Origin of the sequence: Micromonospora sp. NPDC049101, from assembly GCF_040648675.1 — a bacterium.
In the GTDB taxonomy this organism is placed as follows: Bacteria; Actinomycetota; Actinomycetes; order Mycobacteriales; family Micromonosporaceae; genus Micromonospora.
The window spans coordinates 393,807-410,107 of the sequence record NZ_JBEZED010000001.1 but is presented as its reverse complement, the minus strand read 5'-3'; the positions used below and the strand labels follow the sequence as shown (position 1 = coordinate 410,107).

Sequence of the window (16,301 nt, the reverse complement as noted above, 5' to 3'; positions counted from 1 at the left end):
GCTGGGCCCGGCGCAGGCCGGCAAGGGGCTTTGACACAGACCTAACCGATGTGGCGTCACCCGGACCGCCGCTGGCCCGGGTGACGCCACACTATGCAGGGTCGAGGCGGCTGTCATACGGTCACTCATCGCCTACCATCGTCAGCGCACGGCATGTCTGCATCGGCGCCCCTCCATCCGCCAGCGGGAGTTGTCACGCGCATGAGAGATTCCGAGCGAGAGTCGACGCCGGACTCCGCCTCACCCGGCAAGACGCCGCCGGCCGACACGGGCGAGCCGCGGCCACTCGTCCAGCGGGCACTGCTGCTGCGCGGGCTGCCGTCCTATGGGGCCGTGCCGTCCGGCGGTCCCTCAGCCCCGCAGGTCCCGGTGCCTCGGGCCGCCACCGCAGAGCCGGTGGTTGCCGCGCCGGTGGCGGTGGTTGCCGCGCCGGTGGCGGAGGTTGCCCCGGCTCGGGGCATGTCCCTCGGCTCGTGGTTTCGGCCCTGGCCGATGTCGCTCCTGCTCGTCGGCGTCGTGGCGATCGTCGCGACGACGTTGGGCGACGACCGCGGTTCCGGCGACCGCGCCGCCGATCCACTGCCGCCGGTCGTCCCCGGGGACGGCAGCACGGTGGTCACCGGCGGCCCGGGTGGCGATCAGTCACTCACGCCCACCACCGTCCCGCCCACGGCGGTGCCCACCCCGTCGGCGCCGGTCGGGTCCGCCGCGACCGGGTCCGCCCCAGCCGGTTCGGCACCAGCCTCGCCAAACCGTGCCCCGACCAACGAGGGCATCCCGAAGGCACCCGCCGACGCGCCGAATGCCGTCGCGCCCAGGCCGGTCCTCGTCCTCGACGACTTCGACGGCCAGCCGGCCTGGCCGTCGACCTCACGCAACGATCTGGGACTCTGGACCGGCGCCGAGAGTTTCAGCAACGGCGGCGGCGCGGGTGTGGTCACCGCCGGGGCGCTCACCCTGCGCTACGCGAATGACGGGTGGTTCGGCAGCGACGTGACGACGGACCTGTCGCGGTACTCGTACCTGGTCATCAGGATCAAGGGCTCAGCCGGCGGCGAGCAGAAGGACTTCCACGTCCGTGTCGGCCCCAGGACGACAGTCTTCGCCGATCTCGTGCTCGACGGCGGACAGCATCCGGTCGTCACGACGTCCTACCAGGACATCCGCATCCCCCTGAAGGCGAACGGCTTCAACAGCGTGCAGCCCGAGGAGGTGAGTATGGGCTTCTGGCACGGCGACAACGACAACGACGACGGCCACGGCACTGTGCTCATCGACAGCCTGAGCTTCGTGGGTTAGCCCGACCCACCGCACGCAGTTGGTCGGGCCCTCCATGCTCTCCCCACCCCGTGACACTCTGCGGTCCGGGTCGGTCAGAACTCCTCGTACACCGCCGGGTCCTGGTCCGCGAGACGCCCGTCCGGGCTACCCAGCGCGGTGATGGCCTCGACCTGCGCCTCGGTGAGCGTGATGCCGAATACGTCCAGGTTCTCGACCTGCCGCTGCGGCGAGGCGGCCTTGGGCAGCGGAATCACCTGACGGGTCACGTGCCAGGCGAGGATCGTCTGCGCCGGGCTGACGCCGTGCGCGGTCGCGATCTCGACGACGACGGGGTGCTTTTGCAGGTCGTTGCCGTGGCCGAGCGGGCTCCAACCCTGCACCAGGATCCCGTGCTCCCGGTGGTAGTCGAGCGCCGCCTGCTGCGGAAAGTACGGGTGCACCTCGATCTGGTTGACCACCGGGGCCACCCCGGTCTCGGCCACCAGCCGCTCGATGTGCTCGGGCAGGAAGTTGGAGAGCCCGATGTGCCGCACCAGGCCACGCTCACGGGCCTCGATCAGCGCCCGCCACGCCTGCACGTAGAGGTCGACCTTCGGGTTCGGCCAGTGGATCAGGTACAGGTCGACGTGGTCGAGGCCGGTGCGGAACACACTCTCCTCGATGGTGGTCAACGCCTCGTCGTAACGGTGGTGTCGCCCCGGCAACTTCGAGGTGACGAACAGCTCGTCCCGCACCTCACCCGCCGCACGAGCGGCCCGACCGACCGCGCCCTCGTTCTCGTAGTTGACCGCCGAGTCGATCAACCGGTAGCCCGCCCGGATCGCCTGACCGATCGCGTCGACACCCGCCGAGCCGTTCAGTTGATACGTGCCGAGCCCGATCGCCGGCAGGGCGGTCCCGTCAGCTGCCGTCAGGTGGGGAATCGTCATGATTGGGACCCTACCTCCGAACGCCCCCGCGACCCGGGTAGTAGGTGACCAGCTCGCAGCCAGCTCTGCGTTCGGGCCGCTCAGCGACAGCGGTCAGCGGCGGGTTGGTTGACACGGGGAACATAATCGATGCAAGTTTATCTATCCCTGGGCTGAACGAGCTCCGGTCCCGTCCCCGAACACCGCTAGGAAGGGAAGCTCATGCGCAGATTTACCAGCCGAATCGCTGCGGGTCTCGCCGCCGCCTTGATCACCACACTGGCCGTGACGATACCGGCGTCGCCCGCAGCCGCTGCCGAGACGCTCAAGGTTCCCGACACCGGCCTCGTCTTCTACCAGGCCTACACGCAGATCATCGTGGGCAGGCAGGCCACGCCCGACGGTATCTGCCGCCCGGTCCCGGCCGAGGCGATCTGGGCGATCGGCTGGAATGGCTTCGGTTCCGTCTCTGGCTACCGGACCTCCGACTGCACCGGCGCTGCGTCCGAGCTCAACAACTTCCACAGCTGGCCGTACGAGGGCTACTACCTCTCCTACCGAGCCGGTTGACCAGCGTTCCCGGTGGTCGATCGCGGACGGCCACCGGGAAAGCACCGACCCGGAATTGCCCGGATCACCCCGCCGGTCAAGCAGGCGACGCCGGGACTGGGGTCATGATTACCCCCCACGGGGGTGGTCAAGGTGCTCGATTTCGGTGTGGCGGCGCTGCTTGGCCCGGCCGAAGCGTCACGCCTCACCGCGACCGGCCGAACGCTCGGCACTCCCGCTTACATCGCGCCCGAGCAGGCCCAGGGGGTCCTGTTGGGCCTGCTGCCGATCTATACGCCTTGGGCTGCATTCTCTTCGAGATGCCCGACGACCTGGCGGCACCTCCTGTATTGCCTGCTAGCCAAGGACCCAGCGGAAAGGCCAGCGTCGGCAGGCGAGGTCCGTCAGCTCTTGGCGCCGTTCCTCGACGACGGCGACAATCAAGGGCTCGCAGCCCTCCGAGCTGACGGTGTGAGATGCAGCGTGCCAGCGCACACCGCCTCGGTGCCGCCGCAGCTATCGCAGCACACGTTGGCGGAGTCGCGGGCGCAAGCAGGGGAGCTCGCCGAAGACGAGTGCTTCGTGCCGGCTGCCGATGTGTTGGAGCGGGCCCTCCGCTCGATGCCAGAAGGCAAGGGTGAGCCGCCGGCTACCGAAGTGTCGGTGCGCTTGGATGTCGCGAACCTCCTGATGCTGGCGGGTGGCTGGACGGTCGGCGATCCTCGCCAACAGCGGCTGCAACGAGGGGGGAAAGCCGTCGGGCGCATGCACCTCCGATTGAGGTGACGTCTGGCCGTCACCGGTTTTCATGTGGCGTGCCGTCCGAGCAGGCCATGCATCAGTGTGGAGCTGGATCCAAACGGATCGTGAGTCGCAGTCGGATTGATGGACAGCGGCCAACTCACCGTCTTGATCCTTACCCCTGTGCGCCGGCGATGCCCGCTGAGTCCGAACTAACGCCTTCCCCGCATTTGGTGGCCCCGACGAAGTCGGCCCACGCCTGCACGGTGAAGGTGAGCTGCGGTCCTGCGGCGTGCTTTGAATCGCGCACGGCGATGATGCCGGGGAGGTTGTCGGCAACCTCGACGCAGTCGCCGCCGTTGTCTCCACTGTGGGTGCTCTTGCGCCAGATGGCGCCGGTCAGGTCAGTCATGCCGCATCTCCCCAACGATCCGCTTGATCATGTCAGTCGATTCTGCCTCGCCGAGGGCCAGCGCATCCAGGCCTCGCCAGACGCGCTCGTAGGCGGCCAACTCGTCGGGCTTGTCGAGGTAGAGCGCCCCGGTCAACGACTCGCTGTAGACCACTGACGGCTCCGGCGCGGCACGGCCTCCCTTGGTCGTCGGGAAGTCGAGGATCACGAAGGATCCCGCAACCGCGCCGGGCTGTGGGCCGACCGACAGTGGCAGCACCCTGACGCTGACGTTCGGTAGCTCGGACAGCTTGGCGAGGTGTGCGAGCTGCTCGGTCATGACCGGCGAGCCGCCAACGCCACGGCGGAGTACCGCCTCAGACAGCACGGACTCAAGCCTGGGAGCTGCCGGCAATCGTCGAAAGAGCAATGCCTGCCGTTGAAGTCGGACCTGTACCGCCCGCTCCCGATCCTCCTCGCTCAGCATCCCACCGAGGCGATAGAGCGCGTGGGCGTACTCCTTGGTCTGCAGGAGCCCCGGGATGAGCGACTCGTCGTAACGACGGAGGCGGGCGGCGGCGGACTCCAGCCCCACGTACAGCTCGAACCAGTTCGGCACGGCGTCGCCGTACGCGTGCCACCAGCCCTTCGACTTCGTCTCCACGGCCAGCCCGCGCATCGCCTCGGTCATCTCGGGCGACACTCCGTACAGCTCGCACATGGCCTTGACGTCGAGCACCCGGACCGATCCCTGGCCGCATTCGAGGCGCCAGATCTTCTGCCGGCTGTACTCCAGGGCTTCGGCGGCGGCGTCGAGCGTCACCCCGGCCTCGTTGCGGAACTGTCGCAGCAGCCGGCCGAGTTGCCGGCGCGGCACTGTCGATCCGATGTCGTCGGGCATCCGTACACTCCCTGGTTCCATGACGCAACGCTGCGTGACTTGCTCCTGCAACTTCTACGGGTTTCAGCAAAGAAAGTCAATGCACAACAGCGAAATTGCGGTTTAGAACGTTGCGTTTCGACTGCGGACTGTCGCAGGCTGATCACAGCACGGCGCTCGGCCGGTCCCCCCGAACGGCCGCCGTGCTTCCCGAGCACCCCTCGCCCCTCCGCATCCGGAAGGCAGGCAGACATGAACCCCAGAAACCAGCGACCAGGGTCACCGACCAGGGGCATGACCCACCGCTCCACCGCGTACACCGGTCTGCTGCCGTGGCAGGTGCGCGAGCGCCGGTTCCCACCGACCCGGCTCGGGCGTCGCGGTCTGAACCCCGACGACGTCTACGCCTTCCTCGACCGGGTCGCCGTCGACATGGCCGCCGTCTACGCCGCTCTCGCCGAGAGCCGACGCGAGACCGCCCGGATCAAGGCCGGCCTGCGTCGCGGGCAGGCCGATCAGGCCGACGCCCGCAACGAGCGGGGCCCGGCCCGATGAGCCAGCGGTACGTCATCCACCTGCCGTTGTCGCCACCGACCTGCCCGCCGCGCAACGCCTGGCCCGGGTCATCGGTCGCTGGCTGCTGGTGCTGCCGATGGCGGATCCGGGGGAGACCACCGTCTCCGAGGAGGATCAGCAGTTCCTCCGCCACCGGGTCTTCTGCGACCTACGGCTGCCTGGCGGTCGGCGCTGCCTCCTGCGCGACGGCCACGACGGCGACTGCACCCGCCGCTTGCGCCGATGAGGGAGGCGGAGTGCCTGGGCGCTCTACACAGGTTGGTCGACCGCTAGGCTGGCTCTCCACGGTCTCCCCACCTGGAGAAACGCCCATGTCCGACAGCGTCTTCGCGCAGTTCACCGCCGCCGACGACCAGCTCGACGTCGGGTTGCTCGTGCAGCCGGCGATCAACGCGGCCCTGGTGCACAACCGGGTGCCGCTCGTCCGTCACCTCACGCTCGTCAACCGAGGCGCGGTGCCGCTGACCGATGTCACGCTGACGCTGGAACTGCGGGGCCCGGACGGTGCGCTGACCGAGCCGTGGACCCGTACCCTCGCCGCGCCGTTGCGGCCCGGGGCGAGCACGAGTTGGGACGACTTCCGCGACTTCACGCCCGACCGTGTGCTGCTGTACCGCACCGACGAGGCGTTCCCGGTCGACTACACCCTCCGGGTGCAGGCGCAGGAGCAGACACTGCGGCTGGTTGCCCCGTCGCGGGTGTTGGCGCACAACGAGTGGTTCAACAGCCCCGCCCTGTACGACAGCCTGGCGGCCTTCGTGCAACCGAACACCCGGGCGGTGGAGGCGGTCCTGCGGGCAGCCGCCCAGCTCCTGCTCGCGAGGACCGGCTCCGGCTCGTTGCAGGGCTACCAGGAGGGTTCGGAGCGGGCGGCGCTGATCGCCGGCGCCGTCTACGAGGCGCTGCGCCAACGTGAGATCACCTACCAGACCCTGCCGGCGTCCTTCGAGAACACCGGCCAGAAGGTACGGACGACAGCCGCGGTGCTCGATGGGCGGCTCGGCAACTGCCTCGACCTGTCCGTCACGTACGCCGCGTGTCTTGAGGCGGCGGGGCTGCACCCGCTCATCTTCATCAGCGCGGGCCATGCCTTCGGTGGCTTCCTGCTGGAGGAGGAACGGCTGGGCTCGGCCGCGGTGACCGAGACCAACCTGCTGATCTCCATGGTGGACTCGGGCCGGGCCGTGCCGGTCGAGCTGACCCGCATCGGGCCGGGCGCGCAGTCGGCGACCTTTACCGAGGCGGTACGCGTCGGGCTCGCCCACTTCCGCGGCGACGGCGAACGCATGCAGGGCGTCGTCGACGTGCACCTGGCCCACCGCTCGGGGATCCGCCCGCTGCCGTCGTCCGACGAACTGATCGCGCCCGCCGCGGTTGACGCCGAGGCGACGCCAAAGACAGGCGCCGAGGCGACGCCAAAGACAGGCGCCGAGGCGACGCCAGAGACGACAGCGTCCCTCGATCTTCCGCCCGGTGTTGCCGCCGCGAAGCTGCGTCAGCTCGCCGACGAGGGTGAGGAGGTGCCGCAGCGGTCCGACGGGTCGCCGGCGCGCGTGCAGCAGTGGAAGAAGTCGCTGCTGGACCTGAGCCTGCGTAACCCGCTGCTCAACCTGCCGAGGCGTGGCCGTGGGCTGGACCTGCACGTGCCGGCGGGTGCGCTGGCCCTGCTCGACGACCTGATCCACGATGGTCGTCAGGTGCAGGTCATCCCGCAGGACGACATCAGTCACGTGCACGAGCTGGCCGGGACACGCCGGGCGCAGGACCTCGACGCCGAGATCCTGACCCGGGAGTTGCGTACCGACCGGCGGGTCTACGGCGCGGTCACCGACGCCCGCTACAAGACCGCGATGCGCGCGCTGCAGCGCGAGGCACGCACGATGGAGCAGGAGACCGGCAGCAACTACCTCTACCTGACCATCGGCACCCTGGTGCACACGAAGGCGACCGGGGGAGAGGCGTACGCGCCGCTGTTCCTCCTGCCGGTGCGAATCGAGGGCGGCACCGGTCGTCGCCCGTACGCGATGGTGATCGACGGCACCGAGGCCGCCAGCCCGAACCACTGCCTGGTCGAGTGGTTGCGGGTCAAGCACAACGTCCGCATCCCGGAGCTGGAGTGGCCGGTCCTCGACGAGCACGGCATCGACATCGCCAAGACCCTCGCGGCGATCAACACCGGGCTGCTCGACAACCGGCTCAACTACCGCATCGACCAGACCGCCAGCCTTCGGCTGTTGCAGTTCTCCACCTTCCAGATGTGGCGGGACCTCACCGACCACTGGCCCCGCTTCATGGAGAACCCGGTCGTCCGGCACCTGGTCGAGTCCTCCGGCGCCACGTTCGACGATCCCGCCCGCCCGGAGCACGACGTCGAGATCGCTGTCGACGAGGCCGTCCTGCACCTGCCCATTCCCGCCGACGGGTCGCAGATGCAGGCCATCGTGCGCGCCGAACGGGGCCACTCCTTCGTCCTGGAGGGCCCGCCGGGCACCGGCAAGTCCCAGACCATCACCAACATGATCGCCCGGGCGGTCGGCGCGGGCCGGTCGGTGCTGTTCGTCGCCGAGAAGCAGGCCGCCCTGGAGGTGGTGAAGCGCCGCCTCAAGCAGGTCGGCCTCGGGCCGTTCGCGCTCGACCTGCACGGGCGCAAGCAGTCCCTCAACGCGATCCGCCAGCAGCTGCGCGACGCGCTCGACCAGCACGACCGCGGCGGCGACGGCATGTGGACGGCCGTCGAGACGGCCTACCGGACGCGGCTCGCCCCGCTGACCGAGTACCCGGCCCAGGTGCACACCACCAACCCCGCCGGGATGTCACTCTGGTCGTCCTACGAGCAGACCCTGGCGTACTCCGACGGCCCCGTCGCCCCGATCCCGGTGGCTCACCTGCACGCACCCGCCCCGGCACGCGCGCAGGTGGAGACGACCCTGCGGGAGTTCCCGGCGGCCGCACGGTCGGCCCGACTCCGGGCCGCGCACCCGTGGGCGCTCAGCGGCTGCCGTACCCTCGACGGGTTGCACGGCGCCGCGGTCACCGAGATCGCCGCCGAGCTCGAACGCCTCCGTGCCGACCTCGCCGCCCACCCGCACCTGGTGGAGTTGCTGCGGACGCTGCCCGCCCCGGAGACGGTGAGCGAGCTGCAGGCGGGCGCCTGGCTCGCCGTACGCGGACTGCTGCCGGACCGGCAGACCACCCTGCGCGCCAGCGACCGGCGGTGGGATGAGGCGGTGGCCCGGCTCCAGTCGGACCTGGCGGCGTTCCGGCAGGGCTTCGCCGATGAGTTGGCCACCTTCCGGCCGGACGTGTTCGCCCGTGCGGAGTTGGCCGGCTGGCACGCCGAGGCGCAGGAGGTGGCCAGGAGGCTGTTCGGCAAACGCAAGCGGTGGCAGGCCATCGTGGACCGGCTGGCCGTACACCTGGTTGCCGGTGCGACCCTCGACGCCGAGCGGGTGGAGGTGACCACCGGTCGGCTGGTGGCCGCCCAGGCCCAGGCGGCGGCCCTCCACCAGCAGGTTGTCGCTGTCGGCGGACTGCTGCTGTCGCGGTGGCAGCCCACCGACCCCCACGCACCGGAGCGGTTGACCGAGGCGGTCGAGGCGACCTACGTCGGCCGGACGCTCCTGGCCCGGCACCCGCGGGCCTGGGAGCTGTTCCACGGCCGGTTCACCGACGTCGACGCGGGGATGCTCGACCGGTTCGCCTCGCGGTGGCGGGCCTGGCGCGGCGTGCTGCGCTCCGGTGCGGCCGAGCTGACCCTGTGGGCCGCCGGTTCGCACTGGACCGACGCCTGGCAGCGCGACGGCGCGACCTGGCTGCACGAGTTGCAAAGCGAGGAGTTGTTCCCGCTGCGCCGCTGGGCGACCGTCCTGACGCACGCCGACGTGCTCACCTCCGCCGGTCTCACCGACTTTCGGGACCAGCTGCTGCGCGTCGAGGTGCCCGCGCACCTCGCCGAGGAGGTCTACCGGCGGTCAGTCGCGACGGCGTCCCTCGCCGAACGGGTACGGGCCGGCGGCCTGCAGTACTTCGACCCGGAGCTGCACGACGACGAGATCAGCCAGTTCGAGGCGGCGGCCGGCGAGCTGCGGGCCGCGCTGCCGACACAGTTGCCGTCGGTGCTGGTGCGCCGCCGCCCCTTCAGCCCGACCGACCGGCGGGGCCGCTTCGCGGACTTCGCGGCGGAGCTGCGCCGCAAGCGGGGTGGGCGGTCCTTCCGGGAGCTGTTCGAGCAGTACCCGGACGCGGTGCTGGCGCTGACCCCGTGTGTGCTGGTCAGCCCCGCGTCCGCGGCGAACTTCCTGGCACCGGGGAGCCAGCGCTTCGACCTGGTCATCTTCGACGAGGCGTCGCAGATCCGGGTGGCCGAGGCGATCGGCGCGATGGGCAGGGGCAGCGCCGTGGTGGTGGTCGGCGACTCCCGGCAGATGCCGCCGAGCAGCATCATGCAGGCCAGCCACGCCGTCGACGAGGTCGACGAGGGCGACGGGCCGGTGCTGGAGGACCTGGAGAGCATTCTCAGCGAGACCGTCGAGTCGGGGTTGCCGCAACGGTGGCTGTCCTGGCACTACCGCAGCCACGACGAGACACTGATCGCTTTCTCCAACCGCTACTACTACGACAACAAGCTGTCCAGCCTCCCGTCGCCCGGCGCCGCCAGCTCCGCCGGGGTCACCTGGCGGCGGGTCGACGGCCAGTACGACCGGGGTGGGTCCCGGACCAACGAGGTCGAGGCGCGGGCGATCCTCGCGGACATCACCCGGCGGTTGCACGACCCGGCGACCGCCACCCAGTCCGTCGGCGTGGTCACCTTCAACATCCAGCAGCGGGACCTCATCCTCAACCTGCTGGAGGAGAGCACCGATCCGATCATCCGCGAGCACCTCTCCGGCGCGGTGCCGGAGCCGATCTTCGTGAAGAACCTGGAGAACGTGCAGGGCGACGAGCGCGACGTCGTCCTGTTCTCGCTGGCCTTCTCCACCAACCCGGAGACCGGCCAGCTTCCGCTGAACTTCGGGCCGCTCAGCCAGGCCGGCGGCGAGCGGCGGCTCAACGTGGCCATCACCCGTGCCCGCCGTCAGGTCGTCCTCTACTCCTCCTTCGACCCGTCCGACATCGACCTGTCCCGCACGTCCGCGCTGGGCACCCAGCACCTGCGGGCGTACTGCGAGATGGCCGCCGCCGGCGCGGACCGCCTGGGCGACCTCACCACCGACCGCACCCAGCGGCGCAGTCGGATCCGCGAGGAGGTGGCGGCGGCCCTGCGCGAGCGCGGCCACGAGGTCCGCACCTCGCACGGCCTCTCCGACTTCACAGTCGACATCGCCGTACGCAGACCAGGCGCACCACGCTGGCAGGTGGCCGTCATGCTCGACGGCCCGGACTGGAGTGCCCGCCCCACGGTGGCCGACCGGGACTCGGCGCCCGCGCTCCTCCGCTCGATCATGGGGTGGCCGCAGGTTGTGCGGTTCTGGTTGCCGGCGTGGATCCGCGACCGGTCGGCGCTGCTCGACCGGGTCGACGAAGCGCTCACCCAGGCCGACGCCCTCGCGACCGACCAGCCGGACCTCGGCTCGTCGGCGGTCGCGCAGGGCATCGAGCTGCCGCGGCCGCGCTCCGTCACGGACGTGGAGCAGCAACCCTCGACACCGGCCGCCGAGTTGCCGCAACCGCGTCTCGCGGCGGACGAGGAGCCCCTCCCGGGCGTGTCGGCGCCACCCGTCACCGCGCTCGCCGCGGTGCAGGTCACGCCGGGCGCCGCCGACACCAGCACCGCAACCCCATTCGTCGCGTACCTGCCAACCTCGCTCGGAGACCAGGCCGACCTTGACCTCCTGGCCACCGACCAACGGGTACGTGAGCTGATGCGGACCGCACTCCGCGAGATCATCGAGGCAGAGGGGCCCATCGAGCAGCACCGGCTCGCACGCCTCGCCCTCGCGCGGTTCGGCTTCCTCCGGACCCGGGAGGACAGACGTATCGCCGTACTCGCGCTCGTCGACCCCCGGCGACTGCACACGCACCCGACCGTGAGCCGGTACGCCTGGCCCGAGGGCGTCGATCCGCAGACGTACCGCGCGTACCGGGTCACTCAGGCGAGCAACGACCGCGCGTTCGAGGAGGTGCCACCGGAGGAGGTGGCCAACGCTCTCGTGCACGCGCTGGAGGGCGTACCGGGCATGGACGAGGAGCGGCTGCTGCGCGCCGGCCTGGAGCGGCTCGGCTACCGCCGACGCACCGAAAAGATCGACAAGCTACTCCGGTACGGGTTGCAGGTCGCCGTGACCAGCGGTCGCCTCCGCGTCGACCAGGACGGCCGCCTCACCAGCGCCTGACGGTCCGGCTGACGTCAGCTTGCGAACAGCATCCTTGTCGGGAACTCGCCGCTGGACCGCCAAGCCTTCACGATCTTTGCCGTGATAGCACCGGCGGCGGAATCGACATCGCCATCATCGATCTGGGTGCCGAGGGTGCGTGGATCGATTGTCAGGATCCGGTCGAACTTGCCGCCCAAACCGAACTCGTATCGGATCTCGTCCGCAGCCGCCTCGACACGTCGCGCGGTCACCATCATTCCCATGTCCGCATCCTCCGATGGTTGCCCCACCAACGCGACATCATTGACTGCCGGGGTCACTCGATTCCGGAAAACCGGCTGAGTAGGTCGCGTTGACCAGCTCCTGAAGATGCTGGATGACGGCGATCTTGTGCTCGGTTTCCGGCAGTTGTCGCTCGCCAGCCGTCACGAGTCCGTTGCGCAGGTGGCTGACGATCTCCTGCTGCGCTGCAGCGGGTAACTCGTCGATCCACAATGAGCCGAGATTGTTGTCGACGATCTCCTGCAGGTGGTTGGCGGTCTGCCGGTCCGAGAGGCGGGAGATCACGAACTCGAGCGTCCAGTCGAACAGTCCTCCGGTCGCGGTCCAGTCGACACCGGGTTTCAGCACAATGAGGCCAGCCATTATTTCCCTACGATGAATACTCGTGGACCGAGGTTCCGGTCCGTAATGAACTGCTCGATACGGGCTACCTGTTCCGGGTTGAACTGCACGACGTCCACCGGCACCAGGTCTGCTTTGTCTAGATGTCGCTCAATCTGATACTGCAGTTGCGGCCACTGGCGGTCAAAGAACTGGGCCGGAAAGTTGCCCACCGCATCGTAGGTCCGCCCGGCGTCATCGACCCAGTCGGCAGAGGAGTCCGCCGGAGCGCGCTGCAGCCGCACGCCCACTTCCTGCTCCAACCGGGCCGCCGTCTCCGCCTCGCCCGGACGAAATCTCCCGGTGGCCGGATCCATGCCGAGATCGTGGACTCGTTGCTGCTCCGTAACCGTATGGCCTGGGGTCTCGCGAGGTGGCTCAGGTTCTGGCGCGTGCCGGCTCGGCGGCGACTCACCTTGCTGGAGTCGCCCCAACGCCTGCTTGAGTTTCTCGATGAGGTCGCCGAGCCGGCGCATCTCCGGAATGAGCCGCCGCAGGCTGGCCAGCAGCCCGCGCAGCAGCCGCGCGATCCGCGCCCCCCACGACGCGACCAACGTCGTCACCTGCTCCACCACCAGCGGCGCGGCCAGTCCACCGGTGATGACGAGTTCGCCCGCGTACACGATGAGGCGGGACACGCAGGTGGCGATGGCGTCGCGGACCAGGAGCCGGACGGCGGCCACCAGGCCGGCGGCGCCTTCGGTGATCGCGGCCATGGTGTCGGCGCCCTGGGCGAGGCCGGTGACGGCCTGTTGTTGTTCGGCGGCCCAGCCCCGGTAGGCGGGGCCGGCACTTCCGCCCCAGCCGGCGACGTCGGTGCGGACGGTGCGGGCCAGTTCGGCGGCTTCGTCGCGGAGGGAGGCGGCGACGTTGCGCCAGGTCTGGGCGTGTGCGGTGATCTGCGCGGGGTCGCCGGCGAGCCAGTCCAGTGCCTCGCTGAGGGGCTTGACGTGTTCGATGAGCCAGGCAATCCCGTACTGGAGCAGGGCGCCGACCGGGTCGGAGACGAAGGCGAGGGCGTCCAGGCTCGCGCTCACGATGCCGAGGCTGCCGTCTACCCAACTGCCGTTGCGGACGCCCTGCGCGATGAGTTCGATGTCCTCGCAGATCCACACCCCCGCCCAGGCGCTGGGTGGGGTGTCCGCAGCGGCGGCGACGAGTGGATTGGACGTCACCGCTGCTGCCGCACCCCGTCGAGCAGTTGCCTGGCGTGGGCGTCCGAGTGTCGGTAGCGGTCCGCGCTGGTCCGCAGCCTCCCGGCGGTGTCCCGCACGGACCCGGCGGCGGAGCCGATGCCGTCGACCAGGGTGCGCTGCAGGCCGTCGAGCAGCACCGGCATCATCGCGCAGAGCTGCCCGTAGGCGTCGGTGCCCAACCGGACGTGCTGGCCGGCCTGCTGGGCGGTGTCGAGGCTGCTGGCACAGCGATCGAGACGTGCGGCGTGGGCGGTGAGGTCGTCCGGGTCGACCTCGATGCCGTCACCGGCGGGCATCGTCTGATCCCTGGTCGGGGAGGAGCCGGCTGCGGTACGAGTCGATGATCGCCCGGGTGCTCGCGTCGTCGCCCAGTGACTCCGTGGCTGCGTCGCTGACCTGTCGGAGCAGGTCGGCGCGCGCGGCGGTGGTGGTCTCCAGGATCTGCCGAGCGGTGCGCGCCGCGGGTTGCTGCCGGCTGAGCTCGTCGAGCCGCAGGTCGATGAGCAGGCCGGTCGAGTCGACGGTGACGTGGACAGTGCGATCGGCGTTGCGGGCGGTGCCGGTCAGCTCCCGCATCGTCGCCGACAGGGTCCTGGCTCGTTCCGCCCGCGCGGCGAGCGATGATTCCCACTCGTCAAGTCGGCCTTCGGCCGTGTCGAGCGCGGCGTCGTCCACCCACATGTCGACCCTCCCCAGGAACCGGCGACATCACCGGCACGCTACCAACCGGTGGCGCTGCGTGCGTGCCCCTCAGGGTGGTCGACGAGGACGGGCCGCCCTCCGTGCAAGATCGACGCAACAGGCACGGCGTACGCGAATCCGAACCGCGTGCCGATCAGCTCGACAAGGATTGTCCCCGTGACGAGCAGCAGACCACTGCGGGGGTGGAGCAGCCGGACCGCCTGGGAGGGGAGGTTCAACGCTCCGCTGCGCGCGTTCCTGCGTACCGAGACCGGCGGTGCCCGCGTGGTGCTGGTCGCCGCGGTGGTGGCTCTCGCGTGGGCCAACCTGCACGTCCGGTCGTACGAGTCGGTCTGGGGCACGTCGTTCTCGGTCCAGCTTGGCGACTGGCCGGTGTCGCACGACCTGCGGACCTGGGTCAACAGCGGCCTGATGACCTTCTTCTTCCTGGTGGCCGGGTTGGAGTTGCGCCGCGAGTTCGACATTGGCGAGCTGCGGGAGCGCCGTCGCCTGGCGTTGCCGATGCTGGCCGGCTTCGGCGGCATGCTCCTGCCGATCGCGATCTATCTCGCGATCAACGCCGGACGTGGCACCGCCGCGGGTTGGGGTGTGGTGATGGCCACGGACACGGCGCTCGCGCTCGGTGCGCTGGCCGTCTTCGGGCCGCGTTTCTCCGATCGGCTGCGGGGTTTCCTGCTGACCGTCTCCGTCGTCGACGACCTGCTGGCGATCGCGGTGTTGGCGATCGCCTACCCGAAGCATCCGTCGCCGATGGCGCTGCTGGTCGCGGTGGGAATCTTCGCCCTCGTCCTGCTGGTGCGGGGCTGCGGTGTGCGACTCGGGCCGGTCTACGCGCTGCTGGGGGTGGCGGCCTGGGTCGCCGTCTCGAAATCCGGTGTCGACCCGGTCGCGGTGGGTCTGGTGATGGGGTTGCTGACCTACGCCTACGTCCCCGGTCGCGACGACCTGCAGCGGGCGAGCGACCAGTTCCGTCTCTTCCGGGAACAGCCCACCCCGCAGCTCGCCCGGATGGCCCGGGCCGGGCTCACCTCGGCGGTGTCGCCGAACGATCGGCTGCAAACTCTCTACCATCCGTGGGCGAGTTACGTGGTCGTGCCGCTCTTCGCACTGGCGAACGCCGGAATCGTCGTCGACGGTGAGCTGCTGGCCCGGGCCGTGACCTCGCCGGTCACGCTCGGCGTCGTGGTCGCGTACGTCGTCGGCAAGCCGGCCGGGATCGTGGCCACCTCGTGGCTGGTGGCCCGGCTGACCGGCAACCGGTTCCGGCCGCCGGTGGGCTGGCTCGCCGTCGCGGGGGTCGGCACGGTCTCCGGCATCGGGTTCACCGTTGCCCTCCTGATCGCCACCCACGCCCTCAGCGGCCCCGCCCTGGACGAGGCGAAACTCGGCATCCTCGTCGCGACCCTCGGCGCGTCCCTCGTCACCTGGCTGGTGTTCCGCTCGGCCGGGCGGATGTCGCCGGCACGGCGTACCCGGGCGCTGCTGGGCGTCACCGAGGGGATCGTCGACCTGATGCTGCCGGTCGACGAGCGGCGCGACCACATGCGCGGGCCGGTCGAGGCACCGGTGACGGTCGTGGAGTACGGCGACTTCGAGTGTCCCTACTGCGGTCAGGCCGAGCCGGTGGTCCGGGAACTGCTCGCCGACTTCGCCAACGTCCGGTACGTCTGGCGGCACCTGCCGCTCACCGACGTCCACTCCCATGCCCAACTCGCCGCGGAGGCCGCCGAGGCGGCGGGGGCGCAGGGCGCGTTCTGGGAGATGCACGACCTGCTGCTCGCACACCAGGACGCCCTCGACCCCACCGAGGTGCTCGGCTACGCCGAACAGTTGGGCCTGGACCTCGATGAGTTCCGGGAGCACATGGTGAAGCGGATGGGCGTCGACCGGGTCGCCGAGGACGTGGACTCCGCCGACCTCAGCGGTGTCACCGGCACCCCGACGTTCTTCATCAACGGCCGGCGGCACCACGGCGCGTACGACATGGCGGCGCTCTCGGCGGCGGTCAAGGGGGCGTTCGCCAGTGCGAAGCTCCGTCCCGAATACCACCCTCGGGATCCCGGGCGTCGGGAGAGCGGCCCGGCGACCTGACCGCACGGC

14 protein-coding genes and 1 pseudogene are annotated in these 16,301 nt (G+C 70.2%); 7 read left to right on the top strand and 8 right to left on the bottom strand.

What is annotated here, in order from left to right; translation table 11 throughout:
• Positions 1-201: 201 nt before the first annotated feature.
• On the top strand, positions 202-1,299 hold the full coding sequence (locus tag AB0B57_RS01885; protein WP_357064102.1) for a hypothetical protein: 1,098 nt from the start codon (positions 202-204) through the stop codon (positions 1,297-1,299).
• A 74-nt stretch (positions 1,300-1,373) separates the two neighbouring features.
• Here the strand turns inward: AB0B57_RS01885 and AB0B57_RS01880 are convergent, their stop codons facing one another.
• Positions 1,374-2,210 carry an aldo/keto reductase gene (locus tag AB0B57_RS01880; RefSeq protein ID WP_357064099.1) on the bottom strand — a complete coding sequence of 279 codons (837 nt, stop codon included), beginning with the start codon at positions 2,208-2,210 and terminating at the stop codon, positions 1,374-1,376.
• A 201-nt stretch (positions 2,211-2,411) separates the two neighbouring features.
• Between AB0B57_RS01880 and AB0B57_RS01875 the strand changes: the two genes are divergently transcribed.
• Both AB0B57_RS01875 and AB0B57_RS01870 read left to right on the top strand, forming a co-directional pair.
• Positions 2,412-2,759, top strand: coding sequence for a hypothetical protein (locus AB0B57_RS01875; protein WP_357064096.1), 348 nt, complete (start codon positions 2,412-2,414; stop codon positions 2,757-2,759).
• 123 nt (positions 2,760-2,882) lie between these two features.
• Complete coding sequence (locus AB0B57_RS01870; protein WP_357064092.1) at positions 2,883-3,524, top strand: hypothetical protein; 642 nt, start codon at positions 2,883-2,885, stop codon at positions 3,522-3,524.
• 130 nt (positions 3,525-3,654) lie between these two features.
• On the opposite strand, the gene AB0B57_RS01865 is transcribed toward AB0B57_RS01870, so the two are convergent.
• Together AB0B57_RS01865 and AB0B57_RS01860 are read right to left on the bottom strand one after the other, a co-directional pair.
• Positions 3,655-3,891 (bottom strand): DUF397 domain-containing protein, encoded by a 237-nt coding sequence (locus AB0B57_RS01865; protein ID WP_357064089.1) that lies wholly within the window; start codon positions 3,889-3,891, stop codon positions 3,655-3,657.
• Positions 3,884-4,771: a helix-turn-helix transcriptional regulator gene (locus tag AB0B57_RS01860; protein ID WP_357064087.1), complete on the bottom strand. Its 888-nt coding sequence runs from the start codon at positions 4,769-4,771 to the stop codon at positions 3,884-3,886. The genes AB0B57_RS01865 and AB0B57_RS01860 overlap by 8 nt, the downstream gene beginning before the upstream one ends.
• Positions 4,772-5,002: 231 nt before the next feature.
• Between AB0B57_RS01860 and AB0B57_RS01855 the strand changes: the two genes are divergently transcribed.
• The 3 genes and pseudogenes from AB0B57_RS01855 to AB0B57_RS01845 all read left to right on the top strand — a co-directional run bounded on the left by AB0B57_RS01855 (position 5,003) and on the right by AB0B57_RS01845 (position 11,658).
• Positions 5,003-5,305: a DivIVA domain-containing protein gene (locus AB0B57_RS01855; RefSeq protein WP_357064083.1), complete on the top strand. Its 303-nt coding sequence runs from the start codon at positions 5,003-5,005 to the stop codon at positions 5,303-5,305.
• Positions 5,302-5,552, top strand: a pseudogene (locus tag AB0B57_RS01850) (hypothetical protein). Before AB0B57_RS01855 ends, AB0B57_RS01850 begins: the two are co-directional and overlap by 4 nt.
• A gap of 85 nt (positions 5,553-5,637) precedes the next feature.
• Positions 5,638-11,658, top strand: coding sequence for a DUF4011 domain-containing protein (locus AB0B57_RS01845; protein ID WP_357064080.1), 6,021 nt, complete (start codon positions 5,638-5,640; stop codon positions 11,656-11,658).
• 14 nt (positions 11,659-11,672) lie between these two features.
• Here the strand turns inward: AB0B57_RS01845 and AB0B57_RS01840 are convergent, their stop codons facing one another.
• Genes AB0B57_RS01840 through AB0B57_RS01820 form a run of 5 tightly spaced genes read right to left on the bottom strand, consistent with a single transcriptional unit; the run spans position 11,673 to position 14,180 of the window.
• Positions 11,673-11,903, bottom strand: a complete 231-nt coding sequence (locus tag AB0B57_RS01840; RefSeq protein WP_357064077.1) for a hypothetical protein — start codon at positions 11,901-11,903, stop codon at positions 11,673-11,675.
• Positions 11,904-11,940: 37 nt separating this feature from the next.
• Positions 11,941-12,285 carry a hypothetical protein gene (locus AB0B57_RS01835; protein ID WP_357064075.1) on the bottom strand — a complete coding sequence of 115 codons (345 nt, stop codon included), beginning with the start codon at positions 12,283-12,285 and terminating at the stop codon, positions 11,941-11,943.
• Complete coding sequence (locus AB0B57_RS01830; protein ID WP_357064072.1) at positions 12,285-13,478, bottom strand: WXG100 family type VII secretion target; 1,194 nt, start codon at positions 13,476-13,478, stop codon at positions 12,285-12,287. Before AB0B57_RS01830 ends, AB0B57_RS01835 begins: the two co-directional genes overlap by 1 nt.
• Positions 13,475-13,795 (bottom strand): type VII secretion target, encoded by a 321-nt coding sequence (locus AB0B57_RS01825; protein WP_357064069.1) that lies wholly within the window; start codon positions 13,793-13,795, stop codon positions 13,475-13,477. The genes AB0B57_RS01830 and AB0B57_RS01825 overlap by 4 nt, the downstream gene beginning before the upstream one ends.
• On the bottom strand, positions 13,782-14,180 hold the full coding sequence (locus AB0B57_RS01820; RefSeq protein WP_357064065.1) for a YbaB/EbfC family DNA-binding protein: 399 nt from the start codon (positions 14,178-14,180) through the stop codon (positions 13,782-13,784). The genes AB0B57_RS01825 and AB0B57_RS01820 overlap by 14 nt, the downstream gene beginning before the upstream one ends.
• Before the next feature lie 177 nt (positions 14,181-14,357).
• Here AB0B57_RS01820 and nhaA point away from each other — a divergent pair, with 177 nt between their 5' ends.
• The gene (gene nhaA / locus AB0B57_RS01815) at positions 14,358-16,292 is read left to right on the top strand and encodes a Na+/H+ antiporter NhaA (RefSeq protein WP_357064063.1); all 1,935 of its coding nucleotides are present in this window, start codon (positions 14,358-14,360) and stop codon (positions 16,290-16,292) included.
• Positions 16,293-16,301 lie beyond the last annotated feature (9 nt).